We start from the raw sequence: 16551 nt of genomic DNA, 5'->3' as shown, positions 1-16551 counted from the left end.
TGCGTCGATTTGAGGGCGCACAGACGGAGTTAATTATGTACGCGGTTTTCCAAAGTGGTGGTAAACAGCACCGTGTGACTGAAGGTCAAACAATTCGTCTTGAGAAATTAGACGTTGAAACTGGTGCAGCAGTTGAATTTGATTCAGTACTTTTAGTTGCTGATGGTGAGAAAATCGAGATCGGTGTACCGTTCGTAAACGGTGGTAAAGTAACAGCTGAGGTTGTTTCACACGGTCGCGGTGAGAAAGTTAAGATTGTTAAATTTAGACGTCGTAAGCATTCTCGTAAGCAAATGGGCCATCGTCAATGGTTCACTGAAGTTAAAATCACTGGCATTAGCGCTTAATTAGAGGTACTGAGAAATGGCACATAAAAAAGCAGCTGGTAGTACTCGTAACGGTCGCGATTCAGAAAGCAAACGCCTAGGTGTTAAGCGTTTTGGTGGCGAATCAGTTCTAGCGGGTAGCATCATTGTTCGTCAACGTGGTACTCGTTTCCACGCTGGCGCAAACGTAGGTATCGGTAAAGACCACACTATCTTCGCAAAAGCAGATGGTAAAGTTCAATTCGAACAGAAAGGTCCTTTAAACCGTAAATACGTAAATATCGTAGCTGAGTAATCAACTCGATATTTGAAAAACCCCGCCTTTGCGGGGTTTTTTGTTTTAAGGCACATAATAGTGCGTATAAATATATACCTAAGCACCTTGGCATTGGGTGCTGAATAGGGCACTTAGGTATATAATAGAGTTATTAACAAGCCAATCTTAAAGTGAGTAATCATGAAGTTTGTAGATGAAGTAGAAATTCGTTGTGACGCGGGTGATGGCGGCAGCGGTGTCGTATCTTTCCGACGTGAAAAATATGTACCAGATGGCGGTCCTGATGGCGGCGACGGCGGCGATGGCGGCAGCGTTTATCTACAAGCCGATGAAAACTTAAATACGTTAATTGATTACCAATTTGAGCGTTTTCATAAAGCAGAGCGCGGCACAAATGGTCAAAGCCGTAACATGACTGGTAAAAAAGGCGCTGATTTAACGCTTAAAGTACCTGTGGGTACACGTATCATTGATGTTGATACTGAAGAGTCATTAGGTGATTTGACCAAGCATGGTCAAAAGGTTGTTGTTGCAAAAGGTGGTTTCCATGGCTTGGGGAATGCACGTTTTAAATCAAGTACAAACCGTGCGCCTCGTCAAAAAACATTAGGTACACCTGGTGAAGTTCGCAGCTTACGCCTAGAGCTAATGCTACTTGCGGATGTTGGCTTACTTGGTTTACCAAATGCCGGCAAATCAACGTTTATCCGCAGTGTTTCTGCAGCTAAACCAAAAGTGGCTGATTACCCGTTTACGACGCTTATTCCTAATCTTGGTGTAGTACGCCCAGACGCTAATAAGTCATTTGTAATTGCTGATATCCCTGGTCTAATCGAAGGCGCTTCAGATGGTGCTGGCCTGGGTATTCGCTTCTTAAAGCACTTAGAGCGTTGTCGTGTATTACTGCATATCATTGATGTTATGCCTGTTGATGGCACAAATCCGGTTGATAATGCCTTTGCGATTATTAATGAGCTGCACCAATACAGCCCTAAACTTGCTGAAAAGCCGCGCTGGTTAGTGTTTAACAAAATTGACCTATTACCAGAAGGTGAAGCTGAAGCCCTGTGTAATGAAATTGCCGAAGAGCTAGGTGAAGAGGCTAATGTTTACCGTATCTCTGCTGCGAATAAACAAAATACTCAAGCACTTTGTCATGACATTATGGCGCTACTTGATAGTATGCCGAAAGAGAAATTCGCTGAAGAAGAGAAAGAAGAAGTTGAATTTAAGTGGGATACTTATCATCAGAAAGCGACCTCTCAAGACGATGATGATTGGGATGACGACTGGGATGATGATGACTACGATGTAGAAGTTATCTACCAACGATAAAATTTAAAACTGAAAAGGAGCCATGCGCTCCTTTTTTTATTAATAAGAAAAAAGTATTAAGGTTTAGTGTGAAAATTTCAATGATTGCTGCTATGGCAAATAACCGAGTAATTGGTCAAGACAACCAAATGCCATGGCATTTACCTGCCGATCTGCAACACTTTAAAAAAGTAACCATGGCAAAGCCTGTGATCATGGGCCGTAAAACGTTTCAATCAATAGGCCGCCCTTTGCCAGGCCGTCAAAATATTATTATCACGCGAAATGCTGATTATACCGCAGAGGGTATTGAGGTGGTTACTTCACCTGAGGCTGCGCTGGAATTGGTTGCTGATGTTGAAGAAGTTATGATTATTGGAGGTGGAAATATATACGAACAATTTCTATCTCAAGCAGATCGTCTATACTTAACATTCATCGACCTTGAAGTGGCCGGTGATACGCAGTTTCCAGATTACGAAAGTGTTGCTAATTGGACAGTTGTAGAGCAAGAACAGCATCAGCCTGATAACAAAAACTCTTACTCGTATACCTTTGTAACGCTGTATAAAAATTCGTAACATTATTGCGGTAAAAATAATTAGTTGGTACAATATTACACAATCTTGGTAAGAAGAAAGTATTACATAAGGGCAAAATATGATGAAGTTACCAAATATGTTACTTGCAGCGGCTGTTGTTTCAGCGTCAGTTGCGTATACAGCACCAGCAAAAGCTGATGATCAATTAGCGGTTTCTATCTGTGAGTACATCGCAGCTGATGATAAAAACCGTTTACGTAGTAAGCTGAAAAGCTCACGTGTGAAAATTCGTAACATCTTTGATGCTGTAAAATGTAATGGCAAAAATATGCTTCGTCATGCAATTGAAAGCGGCGCTGCGGATGCTGGTGAATACATCGTTAAGAACTTATCTAAAAGCTCTTTAGAAGACGGTGCAGACATCGCATGGGCTGAATCAAACGGTCACGGTGGTTCACCACTGATCGCTGTTATTAAAGACCGCGCTGGCCTTTAATTTAAACGCCAATAGAATTTAAGAAACCGCACTCGTTGCGGTTTTTTTGTGCCTGAATAACACCTTATAAAGTGAATACATATAAAAAAGCCGTGTTTGCTTTCACAAACACGGCTTCTATCTTTGTTAGATCGTAGCTCGTTTGCAGCTTCTTAAACTTTAAACGCATCTACCGATAAACGAAGTTCTTCTGCTAACTTAGCAACTTCTGAACTCGAAATATTGGTTTGGTTTGCGCCTTCAGCTGTTTGCTCTGCGATTGCAACAATCGACTCTAAGCGTTCGCTAATTTCTTGCGATACTTGTTGCTGTTCGTGAGCGGCTGTCGAGATCTCTTCACTTACATTATGAGCTTGTGCAACGGCTGCGGTGATTGAGTCAAGAGCTGTGTTGGCAAGGTCTGATTGCTCAACACACGACTCAGCCTGTTGCTTACCTTTCGACATTGCCGATACAGCAGCCTCTGCACCAACCTGAAGCGATTCAATCATAGCTTGGATCTCTTGCGTCGATTCTTGAGTCTTACTCGCTAGAGAGCGTACTTCGTCAGCTACAACAGCGAAGCCTCGACCTTGTTCGCCAGCACGTGCAGCTTCAATTGCAGCATTCAGTGCAAGTAGGTTAGTTTGCTCTGCAATGCCACGAATAACATCTAAGATGCCACCAATTGATGCGCTATCTTTGTGTAGCTTATTGATAACTTGTGATGCATCATCAACTTCACGAGCAAGTTGTTCAATAGTCGCTTTGTTTTGCGAAGAAATACCTTTAACACGGTCAGCTTCTTTATCTGCGTTCTTGATTTCACTAAGTGCCTGTTGAGCACTGCTGCTTACCGCTTGTGATGTGCTGCTCATTTCAGTGGTTGCTGTCGCAGCTTGTTCAACTTGCGCTTGTTGATTACGAATGGCCTGGCTAGATTCTTCAGTGATTGCTGAAGTCTCTTCAGAGGCTGCAGCAAGCTGTGTAGAGCGAGAGATAATGCCTTGAATAAGCGTACGTAAACTTTCGATTAGCGTATTACAACTACGCGATAGTTCTCCAAATTCGTCTTTAGCTGAATCGTCTAGACGTTGAGTCATATCGCCGCTAGCGACAATATCAAGAATACGGTTTACTTCAGAAAGCGGTTTAGTAATACGGCTAACAGTAATAGCTGCAACAGCAATGGCAATTAAAGTGGCGATAACCATGGCAATCCAAGTCCAAATGGTTGCCGTAGATACGTTCCCACTTACATCTTGCTGTAAGTCAAAAGCAAGGACCGTTGCTTGGTCAACAAGCTCTTTAAGTTGCTTTAGAGCTTCAGTGGTTGATTTTTCTGCATTAGCCAGCTCAGATTGAGTTTGTGCAATTGCATCAATGAGACGTTTTTTATTTGCTGATAAACTGTTGTTGCCGCGAACGTTGTCAGCAAGACTTTCAAAATAACCATTTAGGTCATTATATAAATCCGCATTATTATCAATGATAGCTGGACGGATAAGGCCAAGGCTTCGTTCAACTTCTTCTAGGTAATAAGTTTGTTCGTTTTTGATGATATCTAAGGTATTAAGCGTTTTAACCGTTAGCATGTCTGTGCTATTAGTTACTACTGATTGGAAGTTATTTTCCATGTTATTGGCAGCTTGATAAGCACGCGAGTGGTTTTCTTCAAGACCATCAATATCAATAATATCAAGTACAACAGAGTTAGCATCTTCAGCACTTATCTCGATGTTTTCAAGCTGGGTGCGCAGTGTTTTGTTGAGCTCAAGTTGAGTTTGTTTGTCTGCAAAAAGGTTATCGACAGATTTAGCAAAGCGTTTATAAGTTTGTTCAACTTCTTGGCTGCTTTGTTTCAGTTTCGGATCGTTACTAACTACCTGTTGTAAATCTTGGTAGGAGTTATCGTAACGCTTTTTCTGTTCGTTAAAGTTTTTTCTAAGTGCAGCTAATTCATCTTGTGATGTAGTGTAAAAGCTCGCTTGCGCTGACTTACTCATCAAAATGAATTCAACTTGCAACTCATAACTTTTGTCGAGAGCCGGTAATGACAGCTGATTAACTCGCTGTGTCGATTGATCAATGTTGGTAATTCTGATCAACGAGTTACCACCAATAAATAGCAGGAGTAACGTAATAACAATAAAGCCACCCCAAATTCGCTGTCTAACGGTCAAGTTCATATGTAATTCCAGAAAATAGTACTAATCAATACTTATCGGCAAGGTTGCCAATTAGTTAAGTAATTAAATTTAATTAGCTTTAAATTAAATCAACTTTAATTTATATAAATCTAACAGATGTTCAGCTATTTTTCAGTTTATTTAGATAAAAGAGTGGGATTTTTCGACAAAACAGTCTTTTTTGCTGAGTTCCATGAGTGTCATTGCGCCTCCCCATACACAGCCTGTGTCGAGGGCATGAATATTTTCGGCGTTTACTTTACCTTCTAAAGCGGCCCAGTGACCAAATGTGATCTGTTGATTGAGTTCAGAAATATTCGGATGCTCAAACCAAGGTAGTATTGAGCTATCTTCACTAACGCTGGTTTTATTGCTGAAATCTAGCTCACCGAGCAAATTTACAAAACGCATACGAGTGAAGTAATTAACAATATAACGAAACTTGGCTTCATTACTCATCGTTGATTGCCATTCTAATGGATGGGAGTCATACATATTGGCAAAGTAATGATTGGCATCACTACCTTGATAGCAACTTTCTGCAAAGCGAGCGCGCTTTAATGCTTTTTTAATTGACCAATTTGGGTTTAAGCCGGCATGGCTTATTAGCATGTCGTAGCGTTCAAGCCACAAGGCTAAAGGCTGTTGTTGCAAAAAATGAATATATTCAGAGCGTTTTGGACTAGAAAAAACAGCATCAAGCTTATCTTTAGGATTTGCTGGTTTATTTAAATAATGACAGGCAATAAGGTGTAAGTCATGATTACCGAGGGTAATGGTCACACTGCCTTGCATTTTATAAAGACGCTCGAGGCAGGCGAGTGAGTCAGGGCCTCGAGCGACAATATCGCCAACTAAGTAAAGGTGATCTTGGCTTGGGTTGAAGTTGACACGTTTGAGTAACGTATCAAATTCACAGTAACAGCCTTGTAAGTCACCAATTGCGTAATCAGCCATTGTTACCTAGTGCAAAATGTTTGGACAGGCTAAACGAAAAACGTCGATTGGCGCTTCAAACTCAGTACCAAACTCGTTACGCATGGTGTAGTGACCTTGCATTGTGCCAACCGGGGTATCAAGTACAGCACCACTGGTGTATTTATAGCTTTCGCCAGGAGCAATAGTGGGTGTTTCACCAACAACACCTTCGCCTTGTACCTCAACTTCTTTACCATTGGCATCGGTAATTAACCAATAACGACTTAAAAGCTTAGCGCTACATAAGCTGTGGTTTTTAATGGTGATTGAGTAAGCAAAAACGTATTTATCTTGTTCAGGCTCTGATTGACCTTCTACATAGAAGGTTTCAACCGAAACCTTAATTGGAGAACCTAAATTACTGCTTGTTGTCATAAATCCAATTAGCTATATCAATAAATTGTTGTAAAGATAGGCTTTCTGCACGAAGAGTGATATCAATACCTATACCTGTTAGTTCTTCAGCTGTAAGTAAGTTAGATAAGCTATTACGCAGTGTCTTACGACGTTGGTTAAAAGCTTCTAAACAAACGGTGTTTAATAACTTAGTACTTTTAGCTGAACGTTGTTCTGGCTTTTTAGGGATCAAGCGGATAACCGCTGAATCTACCTTAGGTGCAGGCTTAAAGCATTCAGGTGGCACATCAATCACTGGCATTGCGTGGCAGTAATACTGTGTCATCACACTTAAACGACCAAAGGCTTTACTGCCAGGGCCTGCAACCATACGTTTGACAACTTCTTTTTGCAGCATAAAGTGCATGTGCTCAACATTATCTGCGAACTCAAATAAATGGAATAGCAGCGGGGTCGAAACGTTGTAAGGTAAGTTACCAAAAATCTTTAACTTTTCGTCAGACTTGATCAGAGAGCTGAAATCGAACTTCATTGCATCGCCTTGATGCACTGTTAATTTAGGCCCTAAAAATGGGTGGCTCGTTAAACGTTCTGCTAAGTCTTTATCTAGCTCAACAACAGTTAGATGGCCACTTAATTCAGCTACAGGCTCAGTGATTGCACCAAGGCCTGGGCCGATTTCTACTAAATTGTCTTCAGGTTTAGGATCAATAGCCGTGACGATTTTGTCGATGATCATGTCATCGTTTAAAAAGTTTTGACCAAAACGCTTACGAGCGCGGTGTCCTAAATGTACTTTATCTGTCATTGATTCTGTGCTTTTTCATGGGCGAGCTTAATTGCTTCGCGGATCGCTAATTCAAAACTACCTACATCAGCAGTACCAGTGCCAGCTAAATCTAGTGCCGTACCATGGTCTACTGAGGTGCGAATAAATGGCAGGCCAAGGGTAATGTTGACCGAATTGCCGAAACCTTTGTATTTTAGCACAGGTAATCCCTGATCGTGATACATTGCAAGCACAGCATCTGCTTGTGATAGATATTTATCTTGAAACAGGGTGTCAGCTGGCAATGGGCCAATTAAGTTCATACCTTGGTTATTCAGATGTTCTAAAGTTGGCGTTATGGTGTCAATTTCTTCAGTGCCTAAATGGCCATCTTCACCCGCATGCGGGTTGAGTCCACACACTAATATACGCGGCTTTTCAATACCAAACTTAGTTTGTAAGTCATGGTTTAAAATCGTAGCCACTTTACTTAAACGTTCAACAGTAATCGCACGAGACACATAAGCAAGTGGTATATGTGTTGTTACGAGTGCCACGCGTAAGCCTTCTGTTGCTAGCAACATAACTACATCGGCAGTATTTGATTGCTGTGCGAAATACTCAGTATGACCACTAAACGAGATACCCGCTTTGTTGATAATTCCTTTATGGACAGGTCCTGTGACAACAGCTGCAAATGTACCATCCATGTTTTTTTCGCTGGCGATACGTAGCGTATCCAACACGTATTGACCGTTAGCGTCATTAAGTACGCCGACTTCAACGTCAGTGCCTAAATCCACTTGATGTAAGTAAACACTGCCAGCAGGTGCAAGGCTTGGCGCTTTGCTATCATCAAACTCAATTAAGTTGATATCTAAGCCAAGTAATTTGGCGCGCTGTTTTAAAAGCGCACCATCAGCAATCACCACCAGTTGGGCATCCCACTGGTGCTGCGCTAACTTGATAAGTAAATCAGGGCCAATACCGGCTGGCTCACCTGGGGTAATTGCGATTCTAATGGTCATAATTTTTATTCTGTTGGGAAAATATCAACGTGCGCTTGCTCACGCATTTCTTGCTGCCAGTTGAAACTTTCTTCTTTAAATTTACGATTAAACAGTAGCTGATGTGCGCGGTTGCGCTTAGCTTGTTCAGTTTTATCTGCTACACGCTTGTCAAGAAGCTGTACAATGTGCCAACCGAATTGAGTTCTGAATGGCTCACTGATTTCATTTTTATCTAGAGAAAGCAAAGTATTTTTGAATTCTGGTACATAAGTACTTGGATCAGTCCAATCATATTCACCACCTTTCAATGCTGAACCTGGATCTTCAGAGTATTCTTTAGCAAGTTCGCCAAAATCTGCTTTGCCTTCACGTAGATCTTTAGCAAAGCCTTTTAGCATGTCACGGGCTTTTTCTTCACTTAAAATTATTGATGGTTTAATTAGAATATGGCGTGAACGAACTTCAGTCGTTTCAACTACTTGGCGGCCACGAACATCTTGCACTTTGATAATGTGGAAACCTGCACCTGAACGTAGAGGGCCAACGATATCGTCTTTTTTATGGCCTTTTACCGCTTCAGCAAACAGCGATGGCATTTCGTTGATACCCATCCAACCTAGCTGACCACCTTCAAGTGCTTTTGAGCCACTTGAAGATGAAATAGCGATACGCTTAAACTCTTTGCCTTCTTTTAAAAACTCGATAACCTTTTCTGCTCGAGTTTTAGCACTCGCGATTTCATCTGCTGACGCATCACTAGGAATATCAATCAAGATGTGACCGATATCGTATTCTTCGGCACTTTTGCCTTGGGTTTCCATGATTTTTAGAAGATTATCGATTTCTTGCGGGCTGATATAAATACGACGGTCAACGTTCGCACGCATGACTTGTTGCGTGGTGATTTCTTTACGAATTTCTTCACGGTAAGCTGTATAGCTTTCACCTGCTGCTTCGATAGTACGGCGTAAATCCGCAATTGTACCGCCTTGCTCACGAGCCATGTTTTCAAGTGTTTGGTCTAACTGAGAGTCAGAGATCTCTAAACCCATTCGCTCAGCAAGTTGCATCATCAGAGTTTGGTTTACTAAACGCTCAATAGCTTGAATTCGAAGCGTGTCATCAGACGGTAACTCTTGACCTTGCTCTGCTGCTTGAGTTTTTACACGGTTGATAATGGTGTCGACTTCACTTTGTAGAATAACACCTTGGTTAACAACACCAACGACTTTGTCAATTTCGACAGGTGTTGCGAAAACGCTTTGGCATAGGCCAACTGTTAATAATGCAGATGCTAATAATTTTTTTAAATTCATACTTTTTCTAATACTCTTGCTAATAGTACTGCGGTACTAGTTATTAAGAAAATACGGTCTACGATAGCCAAAAATACCTTGTTGTAATAATTTTTGTGCATCATAACGGCTTTTACTTCCAAGCCCTTTTAATACGATATTGAAGCCAATACTGGTATCAAAAGTTGCTTGTTCTTGACCAATCGCCTGGTTCAAATCTGTTTCGATTTGACGACGGCCTGTGATTTGAAACGCCCAACAGCAGGATTCATACTGAAGACCGCTGAAAACTTCAATACTACGACCGCTTTCTAAATCGCGGTGGTAGCTACCAACAAACTGCCAATCTTGCGATAGCGGAATGCTTGTAAATAAACCAATTTGCTCGATTGTATTGCCTGAGACATCATTTGCATAGCGATGGTTCAATTGCACGAGCTGTTTATCGTCACCTTTATAATCTAAGGTGATATTTGATTGAATAATATCTTTGCCGTCAGTGTCGTACTGAATCCCACCTGATAAATACCAGCGACGGTGCCAATGTAACATGGTTTGCGCTGCGAACAAGGCATTGTAGTTAGTATCAACATTAATGCCTTGTGTTGTAGGTTTTGCGTCATTACTTAAATAAAAGATTTGTCCGGCACTAAAGTTAAATACTTCTTCGTTTTCATTGCTAAATAAGCGGGTTGTCGCACCTAACGTAAATTGGTTCGCAGTGGCAATACGGTCGATGCTTGAGAATCGACGGTCTCTAAATAAACCAAAAAAGTCGTCTTGTAATTTTGTTGTATCGTAAAGGCCAATGTTTGATTGGTCTTTATTAGGGGTGTACAAATACTGAATTTGTGGTTCAAGTGTTTGAATACCATCTTTAAAGAAAAACCCAGTATCACGTTCAAAATTTAATTGGCTGTATAAACGCACTTTTGGCAGAGTACGCGTGACCTTTTCGTCGTAGTCGGTTCCTGTTAAATCACCATGCTGGTTATATTCTGTATGCAGTAAACTGAATTCAGATAAAAATGACCATGCATATTCTTGGTAACCAAAGCTTGCTTTCGGTTCGATATGAACACGACTTGCTTCATCAATGACTGCGTTATCATTAGTGAAATAGCTAAGCTCACCATCAAGGGTTAAATCAACGCCATAAAAATCATACGCATCAGTTTGCGAAAAGCTAATTTGTGGCAGTGCCGCGTATGACTCGCGGTGATCACCAAGTACTTCAAAACTTTGCAACTTGATATTGGTACGCCAAGTGTCACCTAAGTGAGTTAGTGAACCTGTGCGGTATAACTGAGTATCTGTGCGAGTCGCATAACCAGAATTTAAATCAGTTAAGTAGTTATCATCACTAACGTTAGTAATATCTATATTACCGCGCCAGTTTTCACCAAAGTAGCTTTGCTGCTGCCAATGGAATAGATAACGCGAGTCAACATTTGGTTCTTCATCATCTTTATCTAAGTATTCAACAGCAATAAGACCGTTGTTTTGCTCCGTTAAATAACGAAATTCACCAATAATCTGTAAACCGCGCTTTGACATATAGCGAGGCGTAATGGTGGCGTCGTAATTAGGTGCAATATTCCAGTAATACGGTGTGATGGTTTCAATACCGTAGCGGCCTGAACTTGAGAAGTTAGGTGTTAATAAGCCTGATTTACGGCGGTCATCTAATGGAAACGTAAAATAGGGAATATAAAGAACCGGCGTATCAAATACCCGTAATACGGTATTGTGGGTTTCGCCCCAACCATCTTCACTGGATAGATCAATTTCGTCAGCTTCAATTGCCCACACCGGTGTTTCGCCCGGGCAGGTAGTAAAGCTTGCGTTCATCAGGTTTAAGCCAGACTCGTTTACTGTTAGTTTTTCTGCGCCACCATGACCAAGTTGGTCGGTGAGCTTATAATCAGCACCAAGCAAGCTTAATTCAGAATTATTTAAATCCGCATTGAGCCCAGAACTATTAATTTGGCTTACTTTATCGCGATAAACGATAGGGCCGGTTGCATTAAGTAACCCACGTTGTTTGTCAATCAGTGCACTTTGTGCGGACAAATTCATCGTTAGGGTGTTAATATCTACATTACCGGTAAATTCTGCGCTTTGGGTACCCAATAGTTCAATATCATCTGATTTGATATCGATCATATTAAGTTCAAGGCCAGGGAGCGGTTGCCAAGCTCTGGTTTGCATTGAAGTGCCACAAAGATTGTGTGTCAGTTCAGTTTCGGCGAACGATGGTGCGCTAAGTACGCTTAGCATCATTATGCCCCAGGTTTTGCTCATTTAATGACCTTAATACTCTTTGGTTGGATATAAGCTAGACATAATAAAGGAAAACAATGGCAAATACAGTAATTGACTTAGTGAAAAATAGATATCTTACTAAATGAATCGTTATAAAAGTTTACAGCAGTTTTTAAATCCTCATTTTAAAGAGGATGAATATCAATTAGCCGCCATCACTGGGGATGCGAGCTTTCGCCGTTATTTCCGCGTAAATACAAGTGAACAGAGCTATATCGTCATGGACTCAGACCCCAATAAATTAGATAACACGCCTTATATAGAACTCAATAAAGTGTTTTCTCAACATGGCTTTAAATTACCAAAAATTCTTCAAGCAGATGAAAAGCAAGGTTTCTTCTTATTGAGTGATTTAGGCAATACTCATTTGGCCGATTTACTGGGCGACGAAGACCGCACTTTACACTACAAACATTTAATAAAGTTAAGTGCACAATGGGCGCAAATCCCACCTGCCCAATATATGAAAGTATTTGATGGCGAGTTTTTACAGTTTGAACTGAGCATTTTTAGAGATTGGTTAGTTGATAACTTTATTGGTGAGAAGTTCTGTGATGCCGAACTGCAAATGTGGCAAGAAGCTTGTGAGCTATTAGTTAACAATGCGCTTGAACAACCAATTGTGACGGTGCACCGAGACTTCCATAGCCGTAATATTATGCGCACAGGACAGCAATGGGCGATCATTGATTATCAAGATGCCGTACAAGGGCCAGTGTGTTATGACCTTGTTTCGTTATTAAGAGATTGCTATTTTAAGTTGCCAGAGCAAGAGCTCGATTACCTTTTACATTACGCTTATGACGAATTTTGCGAGCAAAAGCTTTTGCAAGACATCTCATTTACGATGTTTAAACGTTGGTTTGATTTAACTGGCGTGCAGCGTCATTTAAAAGCGGCAGGTATATTTTGCCGTTTGAAATTGCGTGACGGTAAGTCTGGCTATTTGAGTAATGTACTGCCAACCCTTACATACATCAGTAATGTCAGTAAAGAATACCCAGAGTTAACAGCCCTTGGCCAGTGGATAGAGCAGACTATTATCCCACTGACTAAGCAGCGTTTAACAAAAGAGATGAAATGAAAGCAATGATCCTAGCGGCAGGGCGCGGTAAGCGCATGATGCCGCTAACAGAAACGATGCCAAAGCCGATGCTAAAGATTAACGGCAAGCCATTATTAGAGTATCATATTAATAACTTACGCCAAGCAGGCATTACCGATATTGTCATTAACCTTGCTTGGCAAGGTGACAAAATAACAGAGTATTTTGCTGATGGTTCGCAGTTTGGTGTATCGATCACTTACAGCCAAGAGCAGGCTGGGGGTCTTGAAACCGCCGGTGGTATTATTCAAGCATTGCCGTTATTGGGTGAGCAATTTATTGTCATCAATGGTGATGTGTTTACTGATTACGATGTTACTTCGTTGATGCAGCTTCATCTGCAAGCAGGGGAGGCGCATATTGTCCTTGTTGAAAATCCTGCTCATAATCCTGATGGTGATTTTGCTCTAAGTCATCTAAGCCCAGATAGTCAAAAGTATACTTTTTCGGGTATAAGCCGCTATCATGTTGATTTTTTTGAAGGTCTCAGCGCAGGTATTCGTCCACTTGGGCCCATTTTGAGAGAAAAACTCACAGAGCATCAAGTTTCTACTGAGCTTTATTTAGGTCAGTGGGATGACATTGGCACGCCTGCCAGACTCGATGAAATAAATCAGCGTTTCACTTTGTAATAACAACAGAGGTTTGCCAAATTATGTGGGGAAAAGTACTCGGTTTTTGTTTTGGCTTTATGTTTGGCAAGTTTATTGGTGCCTTACTAGGTTTATACCTAGGCCATATGTTCGATCGCAGTTTAAAACAAGACTTTGATAAAGCAGGTGGTTTTTCTGGTTTGTTTAAAGGCGATGACATTAACGAACGCCAAGCACTTTTCTTTTCTAGCTGTTTTGCAGTGATGGGGCATATTGCCAAATCGAATGGTCGCGTTAGTGAAACGCATATTCGTGCTGCAAGTTTGTTTATGGACGAAATGGGCCTATCGGGCGATGAGCGCCGTGAAGCTCAAGATGCCTTTCGTAGCGGTAAAGAAACGGACTTTTCATTAAAAGAAACCGTTCATGACTTTAAGGAGCGCTTTGCCCGACGTCATGATTTATTGCAATTATTCCTCGAAATACAAATTCAAATGGCCTTTTCTGATGGCCACCTTGCAGAGCAAGAAAAGCAGCTCTTGCAAGAGGTGAGTAAGCAGCTTGGTATTTCGCGCACTCAGTTCGGATTTTTATTAAAGCGCTACCAAGCCGAATTTGCGTTTCGCCAGCAACAACAGCGCTTTTATGAGCAGCAACGTCAACAAAGCCAGCAAAATCGCAGCAGTCATAGTGAACAAAGAGGGCACAGTGTGCCACCCAATAATGGTATGAATCGCGCGCAAGCTTTGGCTCTTTTAGGCTTAAACAATGATGCTTCTGCGCGAGATATTAAAGTAGCCTATCGCAAACTCATGGCTCAGCATCACCCCGATAAGCTGGTATCGCAAGGTTTACCAAAACATATGATGGAAGTGGCAGTAAAGAAAAGCCAAGATATTCAAGCAGCCTATGAGTATTTAAAAAAGGCGGCGTAGGAAGCCATCCACTTCTTTGAGCAGCCTCTCGTGCTGCTCAGGCTCTGAAGGCACACCAAATAACTCTCTTTGTCGATAGTCATATTTTGCGTGTTTTCTTACCCAGCGTTTCCTGTCTTTTACGCTTTGCAGCGTGTCAGGGTTACCCTCACTATAGAAAATATCTAATAACGGTGGGCTGATGGTCGATAGCGTAGCATTGAGATGCTGGTTACGAATACTGTTGGGTAAATAACTCCCTAAGCTAATAAAGGCGTTTAGTTCGTTATTTGGAAAGCTAGCATAGTGCTCAATTAATAGCCCTGCACTGGCACCTTGAGCCACAACAATTATGTTGCCGCCCTCATCCATTGCACTGTTATACAAGGCATTGAACCTGGCTATTAACTTTAACTTGTAATCATCAAGCACAGCTTCACTAATATTGGGTGCACCTGTAACAAAATGAGGCGCTTGTTGTGCTTGGGCTGGCGTGGCAGGAGCAGTTTGTTCATCGCTTTGCGTAGTTGACTCTTCAGCGTCTTCAGAGCTCTCAGATGGCTCAGGCATTGCCATGTCAGCAGGGTGCCAATCAATGTCTGGCATAGTCATGGCAAGAGTTGCATAGCCAATTTCATTTAACTGTTTACGTAAAAAGTTAATGCCAGCATTGTTTGTTGGTAAGTGCTGCCAATCGGGAATAATGAGCACAATTCCACGTTGACTTGCAGCCATCGATTGACGATATAAGCTGATAAACTCATCTTCACCAGCAAGCAGGGGACGCACTTCATCAGTTGGTAAAAAACGTTGAATATCATTTGTGACCAAGCTTGACCAAGGCGTCGGTTTGATAAAGTCGGCTGCATTCACGCTGCTAATCAACGCAAAACAGGCTGCGTAAACTAAGCGATGTGAGGGTTTTAAATTCATGCCGATATTACCTGAGTCATTAATTAAATCAGTGATTAACTAGGTTATCGGCAGTGTTTATTAAATATTTAGCGAATTGTCTTAAAACTCAGGAGCAGCTTCAAAAATCAGTGTTTCACCGCTGGCTGGGTGAGCTAAGGTTAGCATTTCGGCATGCAGTTGTAAGCGAGGAGCCATGGCGAATGCCTCGGGGTGAGCATACAACTTATCGCCTAAAATAGGGTGACCCAATGACAGCATATGCACACGCAGTTGGTGAGAACGCCCTGTAATTGGGGTCAGCTCAACACGAGTTGCATTACCTTCATATTCAAGCACTTTAAAATGGGTTAATGACGGTTTGCCATTGTCGTGATCAACCATTTGCTTTGGTCGGTTCGGCCAATCACAAATAAGTGGTAAATCTACCGATCCAGTTTCTTGCTCAAGCTTACCAAATACACGAGCAATGTAGCGTTTCGCGGTTTTTCTATCTTGAAACTGAATGCTTAAATTACGATGCGCTTCTTTGTGCATAGCTAAACAAATAATGCCAGAGGTAGCCATATCAAGGCGGTGAACAATTTTCGCCGTTGGAAAAACGCGATTAATGCGAGCAATAAGGCAGTCAGCGTGTTTTGGGTCTTTTCCCGGCACAGTAAGTAAACCACTTGGTTTATTCACAATAAGTAAGTCATCATCTTGATAAACAATACTTAAATAAGGTGTCATTGGGGGATTATAATTGAGTAACACAGCCAGCCTCGATGATATGCAAGGGCGCTATTTTAAAGGAGTATGAGCGCATACACAATGCCAGTGCTGGTTTTTGAGTAGTAGCTAAGATACAGTAAATTAAGCTACGGAGTTTAAAGAAAAGGACAAATGAATGTTTCGCCTTGGTTTAATTCGCTGTAAGCCTTGTACACGTTGTGGCTTAGAAGTAAATGACCGTGAGCCAGAGTGTCCGCATTGTAAAGGCTTTTCAGACCTACAAGCAGTATATTTGAAGCAAGCTTACAAAGACGATTTAATACAAAGAAATAAAAGCTTAGCTAAGTTATTTTGTAAGCTAGCGGCAGTGGCCGTAATTATTACCCTTGTGGTGTTTTTTGTATAAAAAAACGCGATGTGAAAGCACATCGCGTTTGTAGTTTTGAGTTTAGCTAT

General features: G+C 41.5%; 18 protein-coding genes. 9 read left to right on the top strand and 9 right to left on the bottom strand.

Annotation, left to right across the window (positions count from 1 at the left end):
* Window positions 1–35: 35 nt before the first annotated feature.
* The 5 genes from rplU (at window position 36) to J3455_RS15730 (ending at window position 2955) form a co-directional block, all read left to right on the top strand.
* Window positions 36–347 (top strand): 50S ribosomal protein L21, encoded by a 312-nt coding sequence (gene rplU / locus J3455_RS15750; protein WP_036965957.1) that lies wholly within the window; start codon window positions 36–38, stop codon window positions 345–347.
* 16 nt (window positions 348–363) lie between these two features.
* Entirely contained in the window at window positions 364–621 is a 258-nt protein-coding gene (gene rpmA, locus J3455_RS15745) for a 50S ribosomal protein L27 (RefSeq protein ID WP_054551015.1), read from the top strand.
* A gap of 162 nt (window positions 622–783) precedes the next feature.
* Window positions 784–1938 (top strand): Obg family GTPase CgtA, encoded by a 1155-nt coding sequence (gene cgtA, locus J3455_RS15740; protein ID WP_130049689.1) that lies wholly within the window; start codon window positions 784–786, stop codon window positions 1936–1938.
* A gap of 80 nt (window positions 1939–2018) precedes the next feature.
* Window positions 2019–2498, top strand: a complete 480-nt coding sequence (gene folA / locus J3455_RS15735) for a type 3 dihydrofolate reductase (RefSeq protein ID WP_502935102.1) — start codon at window positions 2019–2021, stop codon at window positions 2496–2498.
* Between the two features lie 79 nt (window positions 2499–2577).
* A complete protein-coding gene (locus J3455_RS15730; protein ID WP_178926594.1) occupies window positions 2578–2955 on the top strand; it encodes a DUF3718 domain-containing protein in 378 nt (125 codons plus the stop codon).
* Between the two features lie 152 nt (window positions 2956–3107).
* Here the strand turns inward: J3455_RS15730 and J3455_RS15725 are convergent, their stop codons facing one another.
* The 7 genes from J3455_RS15725 to lptD all read right to left on the bottom strand — a co-directional run bounded on the left by J3455_RS15725 (window position 3108) and on the right by lptD (window position 11836).
* A complete protein-coding gene (locus tag J3455_RS15725) occupies window positions 3108–5123 on the bottom strand; it encodes a methyl-accepting chemotaxis protein (protein ID WP_130049687.1) in 2016 nt (671 codons plus the stop codon).
* Between the two features lie 141 nt (window positions 5124–5264).
* Window positions 5265–6080, bottom strand: coding sequence for a symmetrical bis(5'-nucleosyl)-tetraphosphatase (locus J3455_RS15720; RefSeq protein WP_130049686.1), 816 nt, complete (start codon window positions 6078–6080; stop codon window positions 5265–5267).
* A 6-nt stretch (window positions 6081–6086) separates the two neighbouring features.
* Window positions 6087–6476 (bottom strand): Co2+/Mg2+ efflux facilitator ApaG/CorD, encoded by a 390-nt coding sequence (gene apaG, locus J3455_RS15715; RefSeq protein WP_130049685.1) that lies wholly within the window; start codon window positions 6474–6476, stop codon window positions 6087–6089.
* Entirely contained in the window at window positions 6460–7266 is an 807-nt protein-coding gene (gene rsmA / locus J3455_RS15710; RefSeq protein ID WP_130049684.1) for a 16S rRNA (adenine(1518)-N(6)/adenine(1519)-N(6))-dimethyltransferase RsmA, read from the bottom strand. The genes apaG and rsmA overlap by 17 nt, the downstream gene beginning before the upstream one ends.
* Window positions 7263–8255 (bottom strand): 4-hydroxythreonine-4-phosphate dehydrogenase PdxA, encoded by a 993-nt coding sequence (gene pdxA, locus J3455_RS15705; RefSeq protein ID WP_130049683.1) that lies wholly within the window; start codon window positions 8253–8255, stop codon window positions 7263–7265. The genes rsmA and pdxA overlap by 4 nt, the downstream gene beginning before the upstream one ends.
* Window positions 8256–8260: 5 nt before the next feature.
* Complete coding sequence (surA, locus tag J3455_RS15700) at window positions 8261–9553, bottom strand: peptidylprolyl isomerase SurA (protein ID WP_130049682.1); 1293 nt, start codon at window positions 9551–9553, stop codon at window positions 8261–8263.
* Window positions 9554–9589: 36 nt separating this feature from the next.
* Window positions 9590–11836 carry an LPS assembly protein LptD gene (lptD, locus tag J3455_RS15695; protein WP_250661674.1) on the bottom strand — a complete coding sequence of 749 codons (2247 nt, stop codon included), beginning with the start codon at window positions 11834–11836 and terminating at the stop codon, window positions 9590–9592.
* 103 nt (window positions 11837–11939) lie between these two features.
* Here lptD and J3455_RS15690 point away from each other — a divergent pair, with 103 nt between their 5' ends.
* Genes J3455_RS15690 through djlA form a run of 3 tightly spaced genes read left to right on the top strand, consistent with a single transcriptional unit; the run spans window position 11940 to window position 14490 of the window.
* On the top strand, window positions 11940–12941 hold the full coding sequence (locus tag J3455_RS15690; protein WP_349562024.1) for an aminoglycoside phosphotransferase family protein: 1002 nt from the start codon (window positions 11940–11942) through the stop codon (window positions 12939–12941).
* Window positions 12938–13594, top strand: coding sequence for an N-acetylmuramate alpha-1-phosphate uridylyltransferase MurU (gene murU / locus J3455_RS15685; protein ID WP_349562023.1), 657 nt, complete (start codon window positions 12938–12940; stop codon window positions 13592–13594). Before J3455_RS15690 ends, murU begins: the two co-directional genes overlap by 4 nt.
* 23 nt (window positions 13595–13617) lie before the next feature.
* Window positions 13618–14490, top strand: a complete 873-nt coding sequence (djlA, locus tag J3455_RS15680) for a co-chaperone DjlA (RefSeq protein WP_167658207.1) — start codon at window positions 13618–13620, stop codon at window positions 14488–14490.
* Here djlA and J3455_RS15675 read toward each other — a convergent pair.
* Window positions 14473–15402: a DUF3530 family protein gene (locus J3455_RS15675; RefSeq protein WP_349562022.1), complete on the bottom strand. Its 930-nt coding sequence runs from the start codon at window positions 15400–15402 to the stop codon at window positions 14473–14475. The genes djlA and J3455_RS15675 overlap by 18 nt on opposite strands.
* A gap of 81 nt (window positions 15403–15483) precedes the next feature.
* Window positions 15484–16137, bottom strand: a complete 654-nt coding sequence (rluA, locus tag J3455_RS15670; RefSeq protein ID WP_130049676.1) for a bifunctional tRNA pseudouridine(32) synthase/23S rRNA pseudouridine(746) synthase RluA — start codon at window positions 16135–16137, stop codon at window positions 15484–15486.
* 133 nt (window positions 16138–16270) lie between these two features.
* Between rluA and J3455_RS15665 the strand changes: the two genes are divergently transcribed.
* A complete protein-coding gene (locus J3455_RS15665) occupies window positions 16271–16501 on the top strand; it encodes a hypothetical protein (RefSeq protein ID WP_349562021.1) in 231 nt (76 codons plus the stop codon).
* Window positions 16502–16551: the final 50 nt, after the last annotated feature.

This window comes from Pseudoalteromonas sp. NFXS39, assembly GCF_040148775.1.
In the GTDB taxonomy this organism is placed as follows: Bacteria; Pseudomonadota; Gammaproteobacteria; order Enterobacterales; family Alteromonadaceae; genus Pseudoalteromonas; species Pseudoalteromonas apostichopi.
This window is presented reverse-complemented; position numbering and strand designations above follow the sequence as displayed.